Here is a 19,331-nt window from a genome sequence, read left to right as displayed (position 1 = left end):
CGGTCAGGCGCCGGGGCGCCACGGCTCGTCTGGGCGACCGTCGCCTCTTTTACGAAGGTACTTCTCGAACTCTTGAGCGATCGCCTCGCCACTCGCCTCGGGCGAGTCGACGGTATCGCGCGCCTGTTCGAGCTGCTGGATGTACGAGGCCATCTCGTCGTCCTCTCCGGCGAGCGCATCAATTCCCGACTCCCACGCGGAGGCCTCGTCGACCAGGTCGCCGCGGGGGATCACGACGTCGACGAGCTCCTCGAGTTTGTCGATGAGCGCCAGCGTCGCCTTGGGAGACGGCGCGTTGTGAACGTAGTGGGGAACGGATGCCCAGATCGAGACCGTCGCGATTCCCAGGGCCTCGGCCGCATCGGCGATGACGCTCAGGATGCCGACGGGCCCTTCGTATGTCGATCTCTCGATCGAGAGCTGGCTGCGCACCGACGCGTTCTCGCTCGTGGCCGTGACCGAGATCGGACGCGTGTGCGGCACATCGGCCAGCATGGCCCCGAGCAGCACGATGCCCGAGACTCCGGCCGTCATGGCAGCATCGAGCACCTCGACCGTGAACTTCTTCCAATTGCGCGAGGGCTCCGCACCCACGAGCAGAAACACATTGCCCGTGTTGTCCGAGCCCACGCGGAGCTCGGCGTCAGCTGCCAGAGGAATGTTGTCGACCTCTGTTTTCGCCGGACCGTATATGGTCGCGCTCGGCCAGATCAGGGCTCGATTGCCCTCATCGTCTTGAGACACCACCGGCCTGTTGAACTGGAAATCGAAGTACTCCTCTGCGTCGACACCGGCGATCGTGACCACGTCGAGCTGCTCACGCAGCAGCTGAACCGCTCCCGTCGCAGCTTCGCCCGCATCGTTCCAGCCCTCGAATGCGACGACGAGAAGTCGCCCTCTGAGGAATTCATTGCCCTGTGTCACCGTGTGGAGAACCCTTTTCGTCGTCTCGTGATCGTTCTGACAAGGATAGGCCGTCGATCCAGACCGAGCCCCCGGGCCCCGTAGACTCGATCCACGTGATGACACCCCTGCCCGCCGCCGTCCTCTGGGACATGGACGGAACGATCGTCGATACCGAGCCCTATTGGATGCAGTCGCAGGAGAAGCTCGTCGCGACGTTCGGCGGCGTCTGGACCCACGAAGACGCGATGACCCTGGTCGGATCAGGTTTGGACCGCACCGCCCGTCTCCTTCAGGAGCACGGAGTCGACATGGCCGCCGACGCGATCATCGACCATCTGACTCGCGAGGTGATGGCGCTCATCAGCATCAGCGTGCCGTGGCGGCCGGGCGCCCGTGAACTGCTCTCCGCACTGCGAGAGGCGGCCGTTCCCTGCGCCCTGGTCACCATGTCTTTCGGTGTGATGGCCGAGCACGTCAGGTCGTTCATTCCTTTCGACGCCTTCGACGTCGTCGTCTCCGGCGACAGCGTCGAGAACAGCAAGCCCCACCCGGAGGCCTACCTCGAGGCGGCACGCCTCCTGGGAGTCCCCATCGACGAGTGCGTTGCCTTCGAGGACTCCGTTCCCGGGGTCGCGAGCGCTGCCGCTTCGGGCGCGGTCACCGTCGGCGTTCCCCACATGCTCTCTCTGGAGAACAGCCCGGCCAGTGTGCTGTGGCCGACACTCGAGGGCCGCACCGTCGACGACGTGAGTGCGGCGCTGGCAGCCCACTGGCGCTCTGGCGCCATCCACCCCACAACCGGAAGTCGACACCCATAACCGTGAATTCATTCTCCGGACCGTTCCGCGTCGGCGAACGCGTGCAGCTCACCGGCCCCAAGGGCAAGCTGAACTCCATCACCCTGGCGACGGGGGCCGAGTTCCACACCCACCGCGGAGCCATCGACCACGACGCCATCATCGGGCAGCCCGACGGCTCCGTCGTGGCCAACACCGTGGGCGTGGAGTATCTCGTGCTGCGCCCCCTGCTCACCGACTTCGTTATGTCTATGCCGCGCGGGGCCGCGATCATCTACCCCAAGGATGCAGCGCAGATCCTCGGCCAGGCCGACATCTTCCCCGGGGCGACCGTGGTGGAGGCCGGCGTCGGCAGCGGCGCATTGTCTCTGTGGCTCCTGCGAGCGATCGGTCCGGAGGGGCGGTTGTCGTCGTTCGAACGCCGCGAGGAGTTCGCCGACGTGGCCATGGCCAACGTGACGGCGTTCTCCGGTTCCGCTCCCGACAACTGGAGCATCACCCTGGGCGACCTGAGCGAGGCGCTGCCCGAACAGCACGAGCAGCACTCGGTGGACCGCGTCGTCCTCGACATGCTCGCGCCCTGGGAGTGCATCCCGGCTGTGACCGACGCTCTGAAGCCCGGGGGAGTCGTGCTCTGCTATGTGGCCACGGTCACTCAGCTCTCCCGCGTCGTCGAGACGATCCGCAGCACCGGATCGTTCACCGACCCGCAGCCTTCGGAGACGATGATCAGGTCGTGGCACGTCGAGGGCCTCGCCGTCAGACCGGATCACCGCATGATCGGACACACGGGTTTCCTCGTCACCGCACGACGCCTGGCTCCGGGAGCCCAGTTGCCCGAACTGAAGCGTCGCGCCTCCAAGAGCGAATACTCCGATGACGATGTGGAGACGTGGACCCCGGGCGCGCTCGGCGAACGCGGCATCAGCCCCAAGAGTCTCCGCAAGCGTGTGCGCATGGCGACGGCGACGGCGACGGCCCGCACAGACGGCGACGCCGCACAGCCGTCGCCCAGCCAAGACGCCGACGCGGAATAAACTAAGCTGTTGTCCGCTCAACCACCACTGAAAAGAGGATCCGTGCGCAAGTCGATCGCGCTCATTCTGTCTGCGGGTCTTCTCGCCACCCTGTCGGCGTGCGCGTCGCCGGGATCGGGTCTCGCCGACGGCGGCTGCACGCCCCTCGCTCAACCCGGAGCGGCGTCCGAGACCGTCACGGCCTCCGGTGATCCGGGGGAGGCTACGCTCGATTTCGCCACTCCGCTGAAGACGAAGAGCACCGAGCGCTCGATCCTCACGGCCGGGTCCGGCCCTGCTGCTCAGGTCGGCGATGTGGTCTGGGGCAAGGCGGTCATCGCCAGCGGCACCGACTCGTCGAATTCTCAGCAGTCGCCCTTCATGATCACGCTCGACAAGACGGCCACGCCCGCGGGATTCATCGACGCGCTCGATTGCGCGCGTGCAGGCGACCGCATCGCGGCCGTCATCCCCTCGGCACAGACGACGGTCGATCCCTCGGCGGCTCCGGCCGCCGCGACCTCGGACGCCTATGTCTTCGACATCACGTCGGTCTACCCCGGCGCGGCCACCGGGTCGGCGGAGCCCGCGCAGGCAGGGTTCCCCAGCGTCGTGACGGCACCCGATGGCCGCCCCGGCGTCACCATCCCCTCGGGCACGGTGCCGAGCGATCTGCGGTACACCACCCTCAAGAAGGGGTCCGGCGCGAAGGTGGCCGAGGGCGACGTGCTCGTCATCCAGTCCCTCGGGGTCGTGTGGAGCGACAAATCAGTCTTCGAGTCGACCTGGGACAAGGGTGCTGCGACGCAGGTGCTCGCGGCCGACGGCACGACGAATAAGGGCGGAGTCGTACCCGGGCTCGTCAAGGCGCTCGTCGGCCAGACCATCGGCTCGCAGGTCCTCGTGGTCGTGCCTCCCGCAGACGGCTTCGGCGACACGGGCACCCAGGGTGTCCCCCCGGGATCCACGCTCGTCTACGTCGTCGACATCCTCGGCGCCAACCCGGCACCCTGACGAGAGCGGCTCAGGTCACCGCTCCCTCGCGTCGCACTAAAATAGTCTCCGTGCCAGACCAGTCGCGAACCGCCTCCTCGATCGACTCCTCGGTTCCCGCCGTCGCTGTCGAAGAGCGACTCTTCAGCCTCGTCCTGGCCCTGGTATCCACAGAGATCGGCCTCACCAAGGCCGAGATCCTGGGTGCCGTGCAGGGGTACAGGCAGAAGTTCGTTCCTGGCGGAGACAATTCAAGCCTCGAGCGTCAGTTCGAACGCGACAAAGACGACATTCGAGAACTGGGCGTACCCCTCGAAACGCTCGAGTCGCCCACAGATCCCGGCAACAACCAGGCTCTGCGCTACCGCATCGCCAAGGGTGACTACGACCTCCCCTCCGACATCTCGTTCACGCCGGAGGAGACGACTCTTCTGAACCTCGCCGCCATGGTCTGGCGAGAGGGGTCGCTCTCGGGCGAATCCCGACGAGCTCTTCTCAAATTGCGCTCGCTGGGAACCGAGGGGAGCAAGCAGCTCATCGGCTATGCCCCGCGCATCCGCACCAGAGACGCCGCCTTCGCTCCGCTCACCAACGCCCTCGACAAGGCCGTGCTCGTGCGTTTCAGCTACCTCAAGCCGGGGGAGCAGAACGCCAGAGAGAGAATCGTCGCCCCGACGGCCGTCGTGCAGCACCAGGGCCGCTGGTACCTCCAGGCGACAGATCAGCAGGCCGATGCTCCGCGCACGTTCCTGCTGTCGAGAATCGTCGGGCCCGTGGCCGTCACGCGCACGCCCGCGCCGCGTCCGGCATCCCCGACGGCCGGCGACGATGCACTGGCCGAACTCGACGAGATCTGGCGCACTCAGGTCGCGCACGTGTCCGTCCGTGCCGGAACCGACGCCGAATCGCGCCTCGGAAAGCGGCTGGGCAGCATCCGGCACGCCGATGGAACCATCGCGCTGCACTACACAGACCTCGCGCTTCTCGCCGACGATCTCGCGGCCTTCGGACCCGAGGTCGTCGTGATCTCGCCTCCGGTTCTCATCGACGCCGTCCGCGATCGGCTCACGGCCATCATCGAGAGCCATACAGATACCGAGGATGCCGTATGAGCGCCGATCAGACGACTCCCGGCGGGTTTCACCACGCCCAAGACAAGCTGACCTTCCTTCTCTCGCTCGTTCCCTATCTGATCCAGCAGACCCAGGTCAGCGTTCACGACGCTGCCCGACACTTCGGAGTCTCGGACGAGACGATCCGAGAAGCGGTCCTCCTGATCGCGGTGTCGGGAGTGCCCGGAAGCGACAGCAACTATCAGCACGGCGACCTGTTCGACATCGACTGGGACGCATTCGACGACAACGAGATCATCATCACCCAGCTCGTCGCCATCGACGACTCACCCCGTTTCTCCGCCCGAGAGGCATCGGCCCTGATCGCCGGACTGCAGTACCTGCAGGCGCTGCCCGAGAACGTGGACTCAGCCGCGTATTCGAGCCTCGCCGCCAAACTGGCGAGAGGCGCGTCTGAGACGCCCAGTCAGGTGATCGTCTCACCGGCGACGACGAACGAGACGTTCGCGCGTATCGGTGACGCCCTGGCCCGCGGCGTCCAGGTGGAGTTCGAGTACCGAGATTCCCGCGGACAGAGGGAGCACCGGCGCGTCGATCCGCTGCGTCTCGATTCCGATAACGACGACTGGTATCTACGGGCATGGTGCCATTCGCGGCTCTCGGTGCGGACCTTCAGACTCGACCGCATCGACGCGCTGAGCGTCACCGACCTGGCCATCGAGCATCGGCCCGCCGACATCCCTCTCTCGGACTCGCTCTTCGACACGTCGGGGGAGCACATGAGTGTCGTCCTCGAGTTCAGGCCCGAGGCGCTGGGACTACTCGGCGAGTTCGTTCCCGAGGGCACACGAGTGACCCGGCACGGAGACATGAGTCGAGCAGCAGTGCGCGTCGCGCACTTCCACGGCCTCACGCGCCTCGTCGCGGGCCTGGCCGGTGTGGCCAGAGTCGTCGATCCTCCGGAGGCTCGACAGGCCGCCCGCCGGTGGGCACAGGATGCACTGGCGTCCTATGCCGATCCGGCGCACCCCGAGACGTCGATCACGACCGCGTAGGCTGGCACGATGTACTGGTGGTCGTGGATCCTCATCTGGCTGGCGCTGGCGATCCTCATGGTCGGCACACTCGTGTTCTTCGGCTGGCGCCTCTTCAAAAAAGGCGTAGCGGTCGTCGACGAACTCGAGCGGCTGACCGACAAGGTCGAGCTGTTGCAGAGGAACGTCGAGGAGTTGTCGGTCGAGACTCCTCCGAACGCTATCCTCGACGGCTACTCTGTCGTCGCTAACCGCCGTGATCGCGAAAGAGATCGTCGTGCCACCATGCGGCAGCTTCGCAGGGACACCCGAATGAACCGGGGTAGACTGATCACTGCACCACAAGCCTGGGAAGGATGGACCGATGTTCGGTAACGCACTGGGGTGGCCCCATCTCGTCATCATCCTCGTTGTCGTCGTTCTGCTGTTCGGCGCTCCGAAGCTTCCCGGCCTCGCACGCAGCCTCGGTCAGTCGATGCGCATCTTCCGCAGCGAGGTCAAGACCATGAAAGACGAGAACGCGTCGCCGTCGGAGTCGACGGGTACGACCGATACCTCGGCTCACGCCGCACCGGTCGCCGACCAGGCATCGGGCGTCGCTTCGCCTGAATTCAAGCCAAAGCCATAGGCACGGTGGCCGCCCGAACCAAGCGGCGTGCCAACCGCGAGGGACGCATGTCTCTCGGCGCGCATCTCCTCGAGCTACGCAGGAGACTCTTCATTGCGGCGATCGGCATCATTCTGGGCGCCATCGCTGGCTGGTTCCTCTCTGACTTCGTTCTCGATGCGATCAGAGGGCCCATCACCGAAGTCGGCCAACAGCAGGGCCGCGTCGCCAGCATCAACTGGGACAACATCGGCGGAGCCTTCGACCTCAAGGTGCAGATCGCTCTCACCATCGGCTTCGTGGTGTCTTCGCCGGTCTGGCTCTATCAGATCTGGGCTTTTCTCGTACCCGGACTCACCCGGCGAGAGAAGGGCTACAGCGTCGGCTTCCTTGGCGCATCGATCCCGCTTTTTCTCGCGGGCTGCGTAGCCGGTTGGTACGTGCTGCCGCACATCGTCATCCTTTTGGCGAGCTTCGCCCCCTCCGAAGACACAAACCTGATCACGGCTCGCGGCTATTACGATTTCGTGCTCAAGCTGGTCCTCGCCGTCGGTATCGCCTTCGTGTTGCCGGTTTTTCTCGTTCTGCTCAATTTCGTCGGCGTGCTCAGCGCGTCGGCGATCATCAAGTCGTGGCGCCTCGCGATCCTCGCGATCGTTCTCTTCACCGCCATCGCGACGCCCGCCGCAGACCCCACCGCCATGATCCTTCTCGCCATCCCCATGGTCATCCTGTTCTTCGCGGCCTACGGCGTCGCGTGGATCCATGACTGGCGCGTCGCTCGAGCGGCCGATCGACTCGACAGCGAATTGGCCGCCTGATGCCCGAATCCGACCCCACAGCCCTCTCGCCGGCCGAACGCTACGCGCGCAGCCGGGCACGCGGTGGCAAACCCCTGCTCGATGCCTTCGCCGAGCGGGTGGACTTCGGCCTCGACACGTTCCAGATCGAGGCATGCGGCGCTCTCGAGGCCGGGGACAGCGTTCTGGTGGCGGCGCCGACCGGCGCAGGCAAGACGGTCGTCGCCGAGTTCGCACTGTTCCTCGCGATGCAGCAGAAACGCGCGAAGGTCTTCTACACCGCACCCATCAAGGCGCTGAGCAACCAGAAGTTCCATGAGTTCACGGCCGAATACGGCGCAGAGAATGTAGGCCTCCTCACGGGCGACACGAACATCAACGCGTCGGCTCGCATCGTGGTCATGACCACCGAGGTGCTTCGCAACATGATCTACGCCGACTCCGATCTGCTCACCGATCTGGCCTACGTCGTCATGGACGAGGTGCACTACCTCGCGGACAGATTCCGTGGAGCCGTCTGGGAGGAAGTGATCATCCACCTCTCCTCCGAGGTGCGGCTGGTCTCGCTGAGCGCCACGGTGTCGAACGCCGAGGAATTCGGCGACTGGCTGCAAGCAGTTCGAGGCCAGACATCGGTGATCGTCTCGGAAGAACGCCCCGTTCCCCTCGACCAGCACGTGATGGTCCGCAGCAAGCTCATCGACCTGTTCGATGCGACAGGAAAAGCCGCGACCAATCGTGTGAATCCCGAGCTTCTGCGTATCGCTCGCAACTCGATGCCGCAGAGCTCGAGTCGACGAGGCTCGCGCGACAGACGCGGCGGTCGCTCCTACCATCGGGGCGGGCATGGCGCGCAGGAGCGAGCAGACAGGCCCGAGGTCATCGACATGCTCGATCGGCAGAATCTGCTGCCGGCGATCTTCTTCGTGTTCAGCCGAATCGGATGCGATCAGGCCGTCAAGCAGGTTCTGCGGGCCGGAATCAGGCTCACCACCGCCGACGAGCGCGACGAGATCCGTGACATCGTCGAAGACAGATGTCGCACGATCCTCGACGAAGATCTGGCGGTGCTCGGATACTGGGAATGGCTCGAAGGCCTGCAGCGCGGCGTGGCCGCGCATCACGCGGGGCTCCTACCGGCCTTCAAAGAGGTCGTCGAAGAGCTCTTTCAGAAAAAGCTCGTCAAGGTCGTCTTCGCCACCGAGACGCTGGCTCTGGGCATCAACATGCCCGCGCGCACGGTCGTGCTCGAGAAGCTCGAAAAGTTCAACGGCGAGGCCCGCGTTCCGATCACGCCGGGGGAGTACACCCAGCTGACCGGACGAGCCGGTCGCCGCGGAATCGACGTCGAGGGGCACTCCGTCATCCAGTGGCGAGACGGGCTCGACCCGCAGGCGATCGCCTCTCTCGCGTCCCGGCGCAGCTACCCGCTCAACTCCAGTTTCCGGCCGACCTACAACATGGCGGTCAACCTCATCGAGCAGTTCGGACGGGCGCGCACCAGAGACAGCCTCGAGTCGTCGTTCGCACAGTTCCAGGCAGACAGAGCCGTCGTCGATCTCGCCCGCAAACTCCGCTCGCACGAGGAGTCGCTGGCAGGGTACGCGCGTTCCATGACCTGCGACAGGGGCGACTTCGCCGAGTACGCCGCCCTGCGGCGCGAGATCACCGAGCTCGAGCGATCCGGGGCGGGCAGAGCAGATTCTCAGTCGAGGGCCGAACGCGATTCTCGTTCGAAGAGGATCAACGACCTCCGTCGTCGACTCAAGGTACATCCCGTGCACTCGTGTCCTGACCGAGAGCAGCACGCACGGTGGGCCGAACGGTGGTGGCGCCTGAAGAAAGACACGGATCGCCTCGCACAGCAGATCAATACGCGCACCGGGGCGATCTCCAAGGTCTTCGACCGAGTCACCGACGTCCTCGTCGAGCTCGGCTATCTCACGGCCGAAGCCGACGGCGAGATGACTCTGACGCCGACCGGGCGCACACTCAAGCGCATCTATGGTGAGAGAGACCTGCTGGTGGCCGAATGCCTGCGCCGCCAGGCGTGGAAAGACCTGGATGCTGCCGGGCTCGCCGCAATGGCCTGCTCTCTGGTCTACGAGCCCCGACGAGAAGAGAACGACGTCGCCGACCGATTCCTCCCGCGAGGACCGTTCAGAGCGGCTCTCGAATCGACTCGGCACATTCTCGAGTCGATCCAGGAACTCGAGGCTCGGCACCGTCTCCCCGAAGGGTCTCCCATCTCGACAGGGCTGAGCCTCGCCATGTACCAGTGGGCACGAGGAGCCCGCCTCGACGACGTTCTGACCGACGCCGACATGCAGGCGGGTGACTTCGTCCGCTGGACGAAGCAGACCATCGATCTGCTCGACCAGCTGCAGGGTCAGCCCGATGCGCGTGTCGCGCGCACGGCCAGAGATGCTCTCGACCTGATCCGTCGCGGCATCGTGGCGTACTCATCGGTGGCCTGAGAACGGTGCTCGACGATCTCCGCACGCCTGTGCGCCCCCTGATGCCGTTCTGGTTGGCACTCCTCACCGCCGCGGCCGGGGGAGTCGCTCTCGATACGGGCTTCCCCGACAAGGGTCTCTGGCCGGTCACCTTCCTGGGCATCGCCTTGATCCTGGTGTCCGTCATCGGACGCCGGGTATTCAGTGCGTTCCTGATCGGCCTGGTGGGAGGATTCTCGTTCTGGGGCGTGCACATCTTCTGGCTCACGCTGTATCTGGGCCCCATTCCCTGGCTTGCACTGGCCATTCTCCAGGCGCTCTTCTTCGCCATCGGGGCCGCACTACTCGCCGTGGTCTACAGCCGTGCCCCGCGCACCTGGCCGCGAACCGGCATCCGGCTCGTGATGCTGCCCATCGTCATCGCCGGGCTCTGGACCGCTCGCGAGGCGATCACCGCCGTGTGGCCCGAGGGCGGATTCTCGTGGGGACGCGTCGTGTTCTCGCAGTCCGAGAGCCCCTACGCCTCGCTCGTGGCGTGGATCGGCTTCTCGGGCGTCTCGTTCGTCATGGTCTGGCTCGTCGCTTTTCTCGTCGAGGTCGCACGCACGACGACCGTTGTCGCGACGACGCGCATCCTCTGGGCTGCGACGGCCATCGTCGCCACCCTCGCCGTGCCGGCCTGGTACGCACCGACCGACGGTTCATCGCGCATCGCCGCAGTGCAGGGGAACACCGACGCGTCGTTGTTCTCTCAGCGGGCGGCCGGCGACGTGCTGAGCGATCAGACAGCTGAGACCCTGAAGATCATCGATCAGAAGGTCGACATGGTCGTGTGGCCCGAGAACGGGTCGGATCTCGACCCGGCGCGATCGGAGCAGGCCGCAAAACAGCTCGATTATCTGAGCGAGAAGATGAACGCACCCTTCATCGTGGGAACGATCACGAACCCGTCTCAGAACACCTACTACAACACCTCCCTGCTCTGGGAGGCCGGCCAGGGATCGGTCGACCACTACGACAAGCGGCACCCCGTGCCGTTCGCGGAGTACATGCCCGCTCGTGCCTTCTTCCGCGCCATCGTCCCCGACCTGGTCGATCTCGTCACCCGCGACTACACCAAGGGCACGACCGACACCGTCTTCGACGTGGACGGTGTGATCGCGGGAATCTCGATCTGCTTCGATATCACCGACGACGCGGTCGCGCGAGACATGGTGCACGACGGGGCGCAGGTGATCCTCGCCCAGACCAACAACGCGGACTTCGGCAAGACCGACGAGAACCTGCAACAGCTCGCGATAGCGCGGCTGCGCGCCGTCGAGACGGGGCGCAGTGTCGTGAACATCTCGACCGTCGGGACCTCGGCCATCGTGGCCCCAGACGGCTCGACCATCGCGTCGATCCGCCCCTACGAAGCGGGTGCCATGATCGCCGACGTGCCGTTGGCGACGCAGACCACACCGGCGACCCTGCTGGGCGGTGGTATAGAACTGCTCGTCTCGGGGCTCGGACTCGCCGGCCTTGCTCTCACCCTGCTCACCGCCCGAAGCTCACGTCGGGCACGACGAGAAGCGCCCCGCGTCAGCTGATGCTGACCGGGGCGCTGAATCGTGCCGGGATGCGGACTAGGCGTTGACCTTCTGGCCTCGACGGGCGCGGAGGTAGGTCAGACGCTCTTCGAGCAGCTCCTCGAGCTCTGCGCGAGTGCGTCGCTCCAGCAGCATGTCCCAGTGGCTGCGCGGCGTCTTCGACTCCGCGTGCTCGACGATGACGGGCTCTGACCCGACCATGCGAGTCGCTTCCATGCTGCAGTACTTGCACTCCCAAGTGTCGGGAGCTTCGGCCTCTGCGGAGAACACCATGTCGGTGTCCTTGCCGCAGGAGGGACAGTGATACGTGTGGGTCAAGCGCGGGGAGAAGACGACGCCTTCTTCGGTCTGAAGGCTTTGGCCTCCGAGTCTCATTCCGCGCAAGCTGCGATCTGCCATTGTGTGGTCCTTTCTCGCGTTGCTTTACACCGTTATAAACCCCAGAACGGGGGCAATTCTTCCCGGCCGGAGCTTTACCAGAACTCTCCCAGAGAGTAAGCAGGGTCACGCGAGGGGCTGCGCCTCGTGCGTCGATCGGATACGACGAAGCAGTTCCAGGGCCAGGTCTGGTCGATCGGTCACGATTCCGTCGACCCCGAGTTCGAGCAGTCTCCGCATCTGTTCGGGGTCGTTCACTGTCCAGATGTGTATCTCGATACCCCGGCGATGAAGCGCTCGAACGACGCGATCCGTCGCGATCTCGAGGCGGCCGTGCCGCGGCGGCACCTGCACTGCATCGACTGCCACGACGGCTCGAGGCGCGATCGCGAGAAGGCCGAGCTTGGCCAGCGCGAGGATGAGGGCGAACCGCGGAGCACTGGCCGAGCTGGCTACGCCCGGGATGAGTCGAACAGCCTCCGCGCGCCTTGTCGACGAGAACGACGTGATCAAGACGCGATCGGTCGCCTCGGCGGCGAGCACGGCGCCGGCTACGGCTGCTCCCGCCTGAGGCGACTTGACGTCGATGTTGAAACGCGCGTCCGGGAAGGCACGAAGAGCCTCGAGCAGAGTCGGCATGCGCTGGCCCGCTCCGAGGTCGATCTCTTGCAACTGCGCGGTTGTCAGATCGGAGACGGCTGCGTCGACTCCGGCAACGCGGTCGAGCCGGGGATCGTGCGCGATCATGGCGACGCCGTCTTTCGACACGTGGACGTCGGTCTCGAGGTAGAGAACGCCGAGAGCCCACGCCGCGTCGAACGAGGCGAGTGTGTTCTCGGGAACGTCGAGGGCGAGGCCGCGGTGCGCGAGAATCCGAGGGACAGCGGGGGAGAACCACCCGCCGGCCGCGTCAGTCCTGCGGCGGTGTCGGTGCACGGTCGCCGAACGCCTGACCGATTCCCTTGAGCGCCTCGGTGAGCTCGCTCGGGATGATCCACAGCTTGTTGGCCGACCCCTCGGCGAGCTTGGGAAGCGTTTGCAGGTATTGGTAGGCCAGCAGAAGCTGATCCGGCTCGCCCTGATGAATGGCGCCGAACACGGTGGTGATGGCTTCCGCTTCACCCTTCGCTCGCAGGACCGCAGCCTGCGCATCGCCCTCTGCCCTCAGGATCTCGCCCTGCCGATGCCCCTCGGCCTCGAGGATGGCCGACTGCTTCGTTCCCTCGGCGGTGAGGATGACGGCGCGACGTTCCCGCTCGGCACGCATCTGCTTCTCCATCGAGTCCTGGATCGACAGTGGGGGATCGATGGCCTTGAGTTCCACTCGGCCCACGCGGATACCCCACTTGCCGGTGGCCTCATCGAGGACGATGCGCAGCTGACCGTTGATCTCGTCGCGACTGGTGAGCGCCTGCTCCAGGTTCAGCCCGCCGACGACATTGCGCAATGTCGTGGTTGCGAGTTGCTCGACTGCGCCGAGGTAGTTGGCGATCTCGTAGGTGGCCGCCCGAGCGTCGGTCACCTGGAAGAAGACGACGGTGTCGATCGACACGACCAGGTTGTCTTCGGTGATCACCGGTTGCGGGGGAAACGAGACGACCTGCTCGCGAAGATCGATCAGGGGGCGGAGCCGGTCGATGAAGGGGACCAGTACGCGAAGGCCGGGCTCGAGGGTCTTGTGATAGGCACCCAGTCGCTCGACCACACCCGCGGTGGCCTGCGGAATGATGCGGATGGACCGCGCGAGAATCACGAGCACGAAGATGACGACAACGACGACGATGGCGATCACGACGATCTGCCCGACGATCGCGGAATCCGAGTTGTTCACGGGGTGGTCCTTTCTGCGGGAACGACGAATGCCGTCGCCCCATCGATCGCGGTGACGAGCACCCTCTGACCTGGATCGAGATCGGCCGAGTCTGTAGACGGAGACACCCGCGCGGTCCAGATGTCGCCGTTCGAGAGCTTGACGTGCCCGCCCGCGCCGGTGAGGCGGGTCGTGACGACCCCGTACAGGCCGATCAAGGCATCCACATTGCTCTTGGTGGTGTCGCCGCCCCGCCGAAGAGCTCGCAACAGTGGAGGTCTGATCGTGAAGATGAGGAGCACCGACAAAACGGAGGCGATGATGATCTGGAGCCACCACGGAACGCCGACCAGACTCGAGACGAGGCCGCCGAGGCTACCCAGCGAGATCATGAGGAATGTGAACTCGAGACTGAACATCTCGACGATGAGAAAGACCAGCACCAGGGCCAGCCAGATCGTCCACGCGTAGGACGCCAGGAATTCGACCATCTGTACACGACTCCTCTCGTCGGTGTATGCCTTAAAACTACCAGCAACGCAGGAGGGGAGGACCGCGAGTTGGTAGTCTCGGGTTCCACAGTCAAAGGAGTATCGAGCGTGTCAACAAACCCCCTGAAACCCGAGTCCATGGCCGCGAAGCGGGTTCTCGTCACCGGCTCATCGCGCGGAATCGGTGCTGACACCGTGTCGTACTTCGCTGCCGCCGGCGCCCGAGTGGCCATCAACTTCCGCAACAAAGAGGCTCGAGCGCTCAAACTCGCCGCAAAGATCGCGGAACACGGGGGAGAGGCGATCACGGTCGGAGCAGATCTCACCGATCCCGACTCCGTCGCCCAGCTGTTCGAGCGCATCCAGTCGGAGTTCGGGGGACTCGACGTTCTGGTGCTCAACGCCTCGGGAGGAATGGAAGGCGGAATGGCCGCCGACTACGCGATGACACTCAACCGGGACGCCCAGCTGAACGTCTTGACCAGCGCAGTCCCTCTTCTGGCGCCCGGCTCGAGAGTCGTCTTCGTCACCAGCCACCAGGCCCACTTCATCCACACCACCGAGACCATGCCGGAATATGTCCCCGTGGCCCTGTCGAAGCGGGCCGGTGAGGACGCGCTGCGCGCTCTGATCCCCGAGCTCGACGAGAAGGGAATCGAGTTCGTCGTGGTCTCCGGCGACATGATCGAGGGCACCATCACCGCGACGCTCCTCGAACGAGCCAATCCCGGCGCTATCAGTTCCCGCAAAGAGTCGGCGGGCCGCCTCTACAACGTCGGCGAGTTCGCCGCCGAGGTCGCACTCGCCGCTGTCGAGCCGATCCCGCAGAACCACACGCGCTATGTCGGCGACATCAGCGACTTCGCGCCCGTCGACTGACTCGGGGACGGTCGGCATGGTTCAGCACGCGACGACGACCGACATCGTCTATGCCAAGTCTCGGGTACTGCTCGTCGACCAGTACGATCACGTTCTGCTTCTGCTGACCCGGCACGATGTCGACAGCTATCCGTCGCGATGGCTGACGACGGGTGGCCATCTCGAGGTCGGCGAGGACCATCCGACAGCCGCGGTCAGGGAGCTCTTCGAGGAGACCGGACTCGTCATCGAGGATCCGGGTCCGCCGATCTGGAGTCACGACTTCGTGGCAGAGAGAGCACCCGGCGTCTGGGCCTCGCATCACGAGGTCTGGTACTCGGTGCGCACCGAACGGTTCGACCTCGACACCAGCAATTGGACTCCCGAGGAACTGGTGGACATCATCGATCAACGCTGGTGGAGTCTGGGTGAGCTCGAGAAGACGACGGATCCTGTCGAGCCCGACGATCTCGCCCGAATCCTCCGCGGTCAATTGTCCGCCTGCTGAGAACCCCGACGACGGAGACGATCATGAGCCTGGCTGCCGACAACCACGACCTGATACGGGTTCGAGGGGCTCGGGAGAACAACCTCAAGAACATCGACGTCGACATTCCGAAGCGCCGGCTGACCGTCTTCACCGGAGTCTCGGGATCCGGCAAGAGCTCCCTGGTCTTCGGCACCGTGGCCGCCGAGTCGCAGCGCATGATCAACGAGACCTACAGCGCGTTCCTTCAGGGACTCATGCCCGCTCTCGCGCGCCCCGACGTCGACGTGCTCGAGGGGGTGACGACCGCGATCATCGTGGATCAGGAGCGGATGGGAGCGAATTCACGTTCGACCGTCGGCACCGCGACCGACACGAATGCCCTGTTGCGGATCGTGCTCTCGAGGCTCGGGCACCCTCATGTCGGACCGCCCCAGGCCTTCGCCTTCAACGTTCCGTCTATCAGTGGCGCCGGCGCCGTCACCATGGACAAGGGCGTGCGCGAGGTGAAGGAGCGTCGGAGCTTCACCGTCACGGGCGGGATGTGTCCGCGGTGCGAGGGCATGGGCCGCGTCAATGACATCGATCTCGCGCAGCTCTACGACTCGTCGAAGTCGCTGAGCGGGGGCGCGCTCACTATTCCGGGCTACACCGCCGACGGGTGGGGAGTGCGCATCTTCACGGGGTCCGGGTTTCTCGACGCCGACAAACCGATCCGCGACTACTCGAAGAAGGAGCTCGACGACTTCTTGTATCACGAGCCGACCAAGGTCAAGATCGGCGATATCAACATGACCTACGAGGGTCTGGTTCCGAAAGTGCAGAAGTCGTTCCTCTCGAAGGATCGCGAAGCGATGCAGCCGCATATCCGCGCTTTCGTCGATCGGGCGGTCACCTTCGCAACCTGCCCGGAATGCACTGGCACCCGCCTCAACGAGGGTGCCCGGTCGTCCCGTATCGGCGGCGTCAACATCGCCGACGCCTGCGCGATGCAGATCAGCGACCTGGCGCGGTGGGTGGGCACGATCGACGAGCCGTCGGTCGCGCCGCTGCTGACGGCGCTGCAGCACTCGCTCGACTCTTTCGTCGCGATCGGGCTCGGCTATCTCTCACTCGACCGTCCGGCCGGGACGCTCTCGGGAGGCGAGGCGCAGCGCACCAAGATGATCCGCCACCTGGGTTCCTCGTTGACCGATGTGACCTACGTGTTCGACGAGCCGACTATCGGGCTGCATCCTCACGACATCCAGAGCATGAATCGCCTTCTGCCCCAGCTGCGAGACAAGGGCAACACTGTCCTCGTCGTCGAGCACAAGCCGGAGACGATCGCGATAGCCGACCACGTCGTCGACCTCGGGCCCCGAGCGGGAACGGCCGGTGGAACCGTCTGTTACGAGGGTTCGGTCGACGGACTGCGGGGGAGTGGAACCCTCACGGGCACCCACCTCGACGATCGCCGACGCGTGAAGCCCGAGGTGCGCCGCCGGTCGGGTGTCCTCGAGATCCGGAGCGCCGACACCCACAACCTCCGCAACGTCGACGTCGACATACCCACCGGCGTTCTGACGGTGATCACGGGCGTCGCAGGCTCGGGGAAGAGCTCACTCATCCACGGCTCGATCGCCGGCCGCGACGGTGTCGTCTCCGTCGATCAGACAGCCATCCGGGGTTCTCGGCGCAGCAATCCGGCGACCTACACGGGTCTGCTCGAGCCGATCAGGAAGGCTTTCGCCAAGGCCAATGGCGTCAAGCCCGCTCTGTTCAGCGCGAATTCCGAGGGCGCGTGCCCGAACTGCAACGGCTCCGGCGTGATCGTGACCGATCTCGGAGTGATGGCGTCCGTCACGACGACGTGCGAGGTGTGCGAGGGCAGGCGATTCGACGCGTCAGTGCTCGACTACCGACTGGCGGGTCGCGACATCAGCGAGGTGCTCGCACTGAGCGTCGACGATGCTCTGGAGTACTTCTCGACGGGGGAGTCGCGCACACCTGCAGCTCAGGCCGTCCTGGCGAGGCTGGCCGATGTGGGCCTGGGGTACATCCGCCTCGGACAACCACTGAACACGCTGTCGGGTGGAGAGCGCCAACGACTCAAGCTCGCGACCCACATGGCCGAGCAGGGCGGTGTCTATATCCTCGACGAGCCGACCACAGGCCTCCATCTCGCGGACGTCGAACAATTGCTGGGACTGCTCGATCGTCTCGTCGAGGCCGGAAAGACGGCGATCGTCATCGAACATCATCAGGCCGTGATGGCTCATGCCGACTGGATCATCGACGTCGGGCCGGGAGCCGGCCACGACGGCGGTCGAGTGGTCTTCGAGGGCACGCCGGCCGACCTCGCGTCTCACCGTTCCACACTGACGGGCGACTATCTGGCCCGCTACATCGACGGGTCCTGAGCGTATATCTATTATGTCAAGAGATTGAGTAGGACGACTCCGGATCGTCCAGCGCCTCACCCGCGCCGATGCTCACCTGAAGACCTTCCGATCCGCGTCAGAGTGAGATCCGGATGATCGTGGAGACGATCGTGTGGGCGCCACCAGTACGCAACTGCTCGCGTCTCGCACATCCATCACCCACGAAGCGATCACTGGGAATAAACACCCCGCTTCGCCACCGTCGCCAATGCTCCGATAATGCACATTATGTCAATAGACCCGTACCGGCTCCACGGACTCACGCCTCGCCGAAGCCGGACTCCACCAGTTCGGCGAGCGCATCAACGGCAGCCCGGCCGTCCAGGCTCGTCGTCCTCAGCTCGACCGTGCTGCCCTTGACGAGACCCATCGACATGATCCCGAGAAGGCTCCGCGCATCTTTTCCGTTGACGGTCACGGGAGATCCCAGACTGTTCGCCATCTTCACGAACTCGGCCGCGGGTCGAGCGTGCAGCCCATCGCGGTTGATGATCGTCACAATGCGCGAATAGTCGGCCGACGGCGGTGCTCCGGCGCTGTCGGCGCGCTCGGGCCCGGAGCCGCTGTCAGACGAGAACGCCTCGATAGCGGAGCGTGCGGCGGTCACGACCGACTCGAGGTCTCCCCCGCCCTCCGCCTCGACGGCCGCGGCGACCGCGCCCTCGACGAGCGGCGCATCCACGATGACGACCCGATCGCGAACCTCGTCGTCGAGAAAGTCCTTGGCCGTCTCCGCCGTGAGGATCGCCGAACCCAGATCGCACAGAACGACGACGCCCACACCGGAGTCGACGGACGCGATCGCATGCTGGACCTTCTCGAAGCTCGTCCCGATGCCACCCGCGTCGGTCCCCCCGGCCGCAGCAAGTGCCGTTCCTCCGGCCATCTGTCCCGCCAACTCGACGAGACCGTCGGCGATCTTCTCGCTGTGCGAGACGAAGACGAGACCGACTCTGCCGGTGACTCCCGCCACGTCAGACGCCCGCCGCCGCGTCGGCGGCGACACGGAGCAGCAGGGCCGACGATTGGGCACCGGGGTCGCGGTGACCGATGGCCCGCTCCCCCAGATAGCTCGCCCTTCCCTTATGGGCGACGAGCGGCTCCGTGGCACGCGCGCCGGCCTCGGCGGCCGTGGCAGCCGCATCCAGAATCGCCGTTTCGTCGAGCCCGTCGCTCAAGGCAGACGCGGCCGCCTCCACGGCTGGACTCCACGCATCCACCATCGTCTTATCGCCGGCCGCGGCCTTGCCTCGCAGTACGATCCCATCTCGAGCAGCCGTGAGCATGGCCACGACGGCCGCGCCGTCGAGGTGCTCCTGCCCCGCGACCGCACCCGCCGCTTTCAGATAGGCCGTTCCGTACAGCGGGCCCGCGGCGCCCCCGACGGTCGATATCAGAGTCGTCGCGACGAGTTTGAGAACATCGCCCGGCGTCGCTTCCGCGGGCAGATCGTCGAGCTTCGGCAGAACGGCCGAGAAGCCTCGATCGAGATTCTCGCCGTGGTCACCATCTCCGATGTCGCGATCGAGAGTGATCAGCTCCACCCGGTGCTCCGACACGACCTTCGCGCTCTCCCTGACCCAGCGAACGGCCCACTCCGTGTTCAACGTCAT

Annotated in this window: 20 protein-coding genes; 13 read left to right on the top strand and 7 right to left on the bottom strand. The window is 65.3% G+C overall.

Going from position 1 to position 19,331, the window contains the following annotated elements; all coding sequences use genetic code 11:
• Window positions 1-3 precede the first annotated feature (3 nt).
• Window positions 4-924: a proteasome assembly chaperone family protein gene (locus ASF79_RS06500; RefSeq protein WP_055781521.1), complete on the bottom strand. Its 921-nt coding sequence runs from the start codon at window positions 922-924 to the stop codon at window positions 4-6.
• Window positions 925-1,022: 98 nt separating this feature from the next.
• Here ASF79_RS06500 and ASF79_RS06495 point away from each other — a divergent pair, with 98 nt between their 5' ends.
• Genes ASF79_RS06495 through lnt form a run of 10 tightly spaced genes read left to right on the top strand, consistent with a single transcriptional unit; the run spans window position 1,023 to window position 11,271 of the window.
• The gene (locus tag ASF79_RS06495; protein ID WP_442853861.1) at window positions 1,023-1,724 is read left to right on the top strand and encodes an HAD family hydrolase; all 702 of its coding nucleotides are present in this window, start codon (window positions 1,023-1,025) and stop codon (window positions 1,722-1,724) included.
• A gap of 2 nt (window positions 1,725-1,726) precedes the next feature.
• On the top strand, window positions 1,727-2,740 hold the full coding sequence (locus tag ASF79_RS06490) for a tRNA (adenine-N1)-methyltransferase (RefSeq protein ID WP_442853853.1): 1,014 nt from the start codon (window positions 1,727-1,729) through the stop codon (window positions 2,738-2,740).
• 42 nt (window positions 2,741-2,782) lie between these two features.
• Window positions 2,783-3,733, top strand: a complete 951-nt coding sequence (locus tag ASF79_RS06485) for an FKBP-type peptidyl-prolyl cis-trans isomerase (protein ID WP_055781526.1) — start codon at window positions 2,783-2,785, stop codon at window positions 3,731-3,733.
• A gap of 50 nt (window positions 3,734-3,783) precedes the next feature.
• On the top strand, window positions 3,784-4,824 hold the full coding sequence (locus tag ASF79_RS06480) for a helix-turn-helix transcriptional regulator (protein WP_235500678.1): 1,041 nt from the start codon (window positions 3,784-3,786) through the stop codon (window positions 4,822-4,824).
• The gene (locus tag ASF79_RS06475; RefSeq protein ID WP_055853308.1) at window positions 4,821-5,840 is read left to right on the top strand and encodes a helix-turn-helix transcriptional regulator; all 1,020 of its coding nucleotides are present in this window, start codon (window positions 4,821-4,823) and stop codon (window positions 5,838-5,840) included. The genes ASF79_RS06480 and ASF79_RS06475 overlap by 4 nt, the downstream gene beginning before the upstream one ends.
• A 9-nt stretch (window positions 5,841-5,849) precedes the next feature.
• Window positions 5,850-6,194 (top strand): hypothetical protein, encoded by a 345-nt coding sequence (locus ASF79_RS06470; RefSeq protein WP_055853306.1) that lies wholly within the window; start codon window positions 5,850-5,852, stop codon window positions 6,192-6,194.
• Window positions 6,184-6,447 carry a Sec-independent protein translocase subunit TatA gene (tatA, locus tag ASF79_RS06465; RefSeq protein WP_055853304.1) on the top strand — a complete coding sequence of 88 codons (264 nt, stop codon included), beginning with the start codon at window positions 6,184-6,186 and terminating at the stop codon, window positions 6,445-6,447. Before ASF79_RS06470 ends, tatA begins: the two co-directional genes overlap by 11 nt.
• A gap of 47 nt (window positions 6,448-6,494) precedes the next feature.
• Window positions 6,495-7,247 (top strand): twin-arginine translocase subunit TatC, encoded by a 753-nt coding sequence (gene tatC, locus ASF79_RS06460; RefSeq protein ID WP_055781536.1) that lies wholly within the window; start codon window positions 6,495-6,497, stop codon window positions 7,245-7,247.
• A complete protein-coding gene (locus ASF79_RS06455; protein WP_055853302.1) occupies window positions 7,247-9,703 on the top strand; it encodes a DEAD/DEAH box helicase in 2,457 nt (818 codons plus the stop codon). Before tatC ends, ASF79_RS06455 begins: the two co-directional genes overlap by 1 nt.
• Before the next feature lie 5 nt (window positions 9,704-9,708).
• Window positions 9,709-11,271: an apolipoprotein N-acyltransferase gene (gene lnt, locus ASF79_RS06450; RefSeq protein ID WP_235500677.1), complete on the top strand. Its 1,563-nt coding sequence runs from the start codon at window positions 9,709-9,711 to the stop codon at window positions 11,269-11,271.
• Window positions 11,272-11,307: 36 nt separating this feature from the next.
• On the opposite strand, the gene ASF79_RS06445 is transcribed toward lnt, so the two are convergent.
• From ASF79_RS06445 to ASF79_RS06430, 4 genes are all read right to left on the bottom strand, one after another.
• On the bottom strand, window positions 11,308-11,670 hold the full coding sequence (locus ASF79_RS06445; protein ID WP_055853299.1) for an RNA polymerase-binding protein RbpA: 363 nt from the start codon (window positions 11,668-11,670) through the stop codon (window positions 11,308-11,310).
• A 105-nt stretch (window positions 11,671-11,775) separates the two neighbouring features.
• The gene (locus ASF79_RS06440) at window positions 11,776-12,585 is read right to left on the bottom strand and encodes a glycerophosphodiester phosphodiesterase family protein (RefSeq protein WP_055853296.1); all 810 of its coding nucleotides are present in this window, start codon (window positions 12,583-12,585) and stop codon (window positions 11,776-11,778) included.
• Window positions 12,560-13,480 carry an SPFH domain-containing protein gene (locus ASF79_RS06435; protein ID WP_055781548.1) on the bottom strand — a complete coding sequence of 307 codons (921 nt, stop codon included), beginning with the start codon at window positions 13,478-13,480 and terminating at the stop codon, window positions 12,560-12,562. Before ASF79_RS06435 ends, ASF79_RS06440 begins: the two co-directional genes overlap by 26 nt.
• Window positions 13,477-13,950: an NfeD family protein gene (locus tag ASF79_RS06430; RefSeq protein WP_055781551.1), complete on the bottom strand. Its 474-nt coding sequence runs from the start codon at window positions 13,948-13,950 to the stop codon at window positions 13,477-13,479. Before ASF79_RS06430 ends, ASF79_RS06435 begins: the two co-directional genes overlap by 4 nt.
• 138 nt (window positions 13,951-14,088) lie before the next feature.
• Here ASF79_RS06430 and ASF79_RS06425 point away from each other — a divergent pair, with 138 nt between their 5' ends.
• From ASF79_RS06425 to ASF79_RS06415, 3 genes are read left to right on the top strand one after another with little or no spacing between them, the layout of a single operon-like run.
• Window positions 14,089-14,829, top strand: coding sequence for an SDR family oxidoreductase (locus ASF79_RS06425; protein ID WP_055853294.1), 741 nt, complete (start codon window positions 14,089-14,091; stop codon window positions 14,827-14,829).
• 16 nt (window positions 14,830-14,845) lie between these two features.
• Window positions 14,846-15,316, top strand: a complete 471-nt coding sequence (locus ASF79_RS06420; protein ID WP_055853291.1) for an NUDIX hydrolase — start codon at window positions 14,846-14,848, stop codon at window positions 15,314-15,316.
• 23 nt (window positions 15,317-15,339) lie between these two features.
• Window positions 15,340-17,697: an ATP-binding cassette domain-containing protein gene (locus ASF79_RS06415; RefSeq protein WP_055853289.1), complete on the top strand. Its 2,358-nt coding sequence runs from the start codon at window positions 15,340-15,342 to the stop codon at window positions 17,695-17,697.
• A gap of 280 nt (window positions 17,698-17,977) precedes the next feature.
• Here the strand turns inward: ASF79_RS06415 and dhaM are convergent, their stop codons facing one another.
• On the bottom strand, window positions 17,978-18,691 hold the full coding sequence (gene dhaM / locus ASF79_RS06410) for a dihydroxyacetone kinase phosphoryl donor subunit DhaM (RefSeq protein WP_055854498.1): 714 nt from the start codon (window positions 18,689-18,691) through the stop codon (window positions 17,978-17,980).
• Between the two features lies 1 nt (window position 18,692).
• Window positions 18,693-19,331, bottom strand: coding sequence for a dihydroxyacetone kinase subunit DhaL (dhaL, locus tag ASF79_RS06405; protein ID WP_055853287.1), 639 nt, complete (start codon window positions 19,329-19,331; stop codon window positions 18,693-18,695).

The sequence above is a fragment of the Agreia sp. Leaf335 genome (genome assembly GCF_001423605.1).
GTDB lineage: Bacteria > Actinomycetota > Actinomycetes > Actinomycetales > Microbacteriaceae > Agreia.
This window is presented reverse-complemented; position numbering and strand designations above follow the sequence as displayed.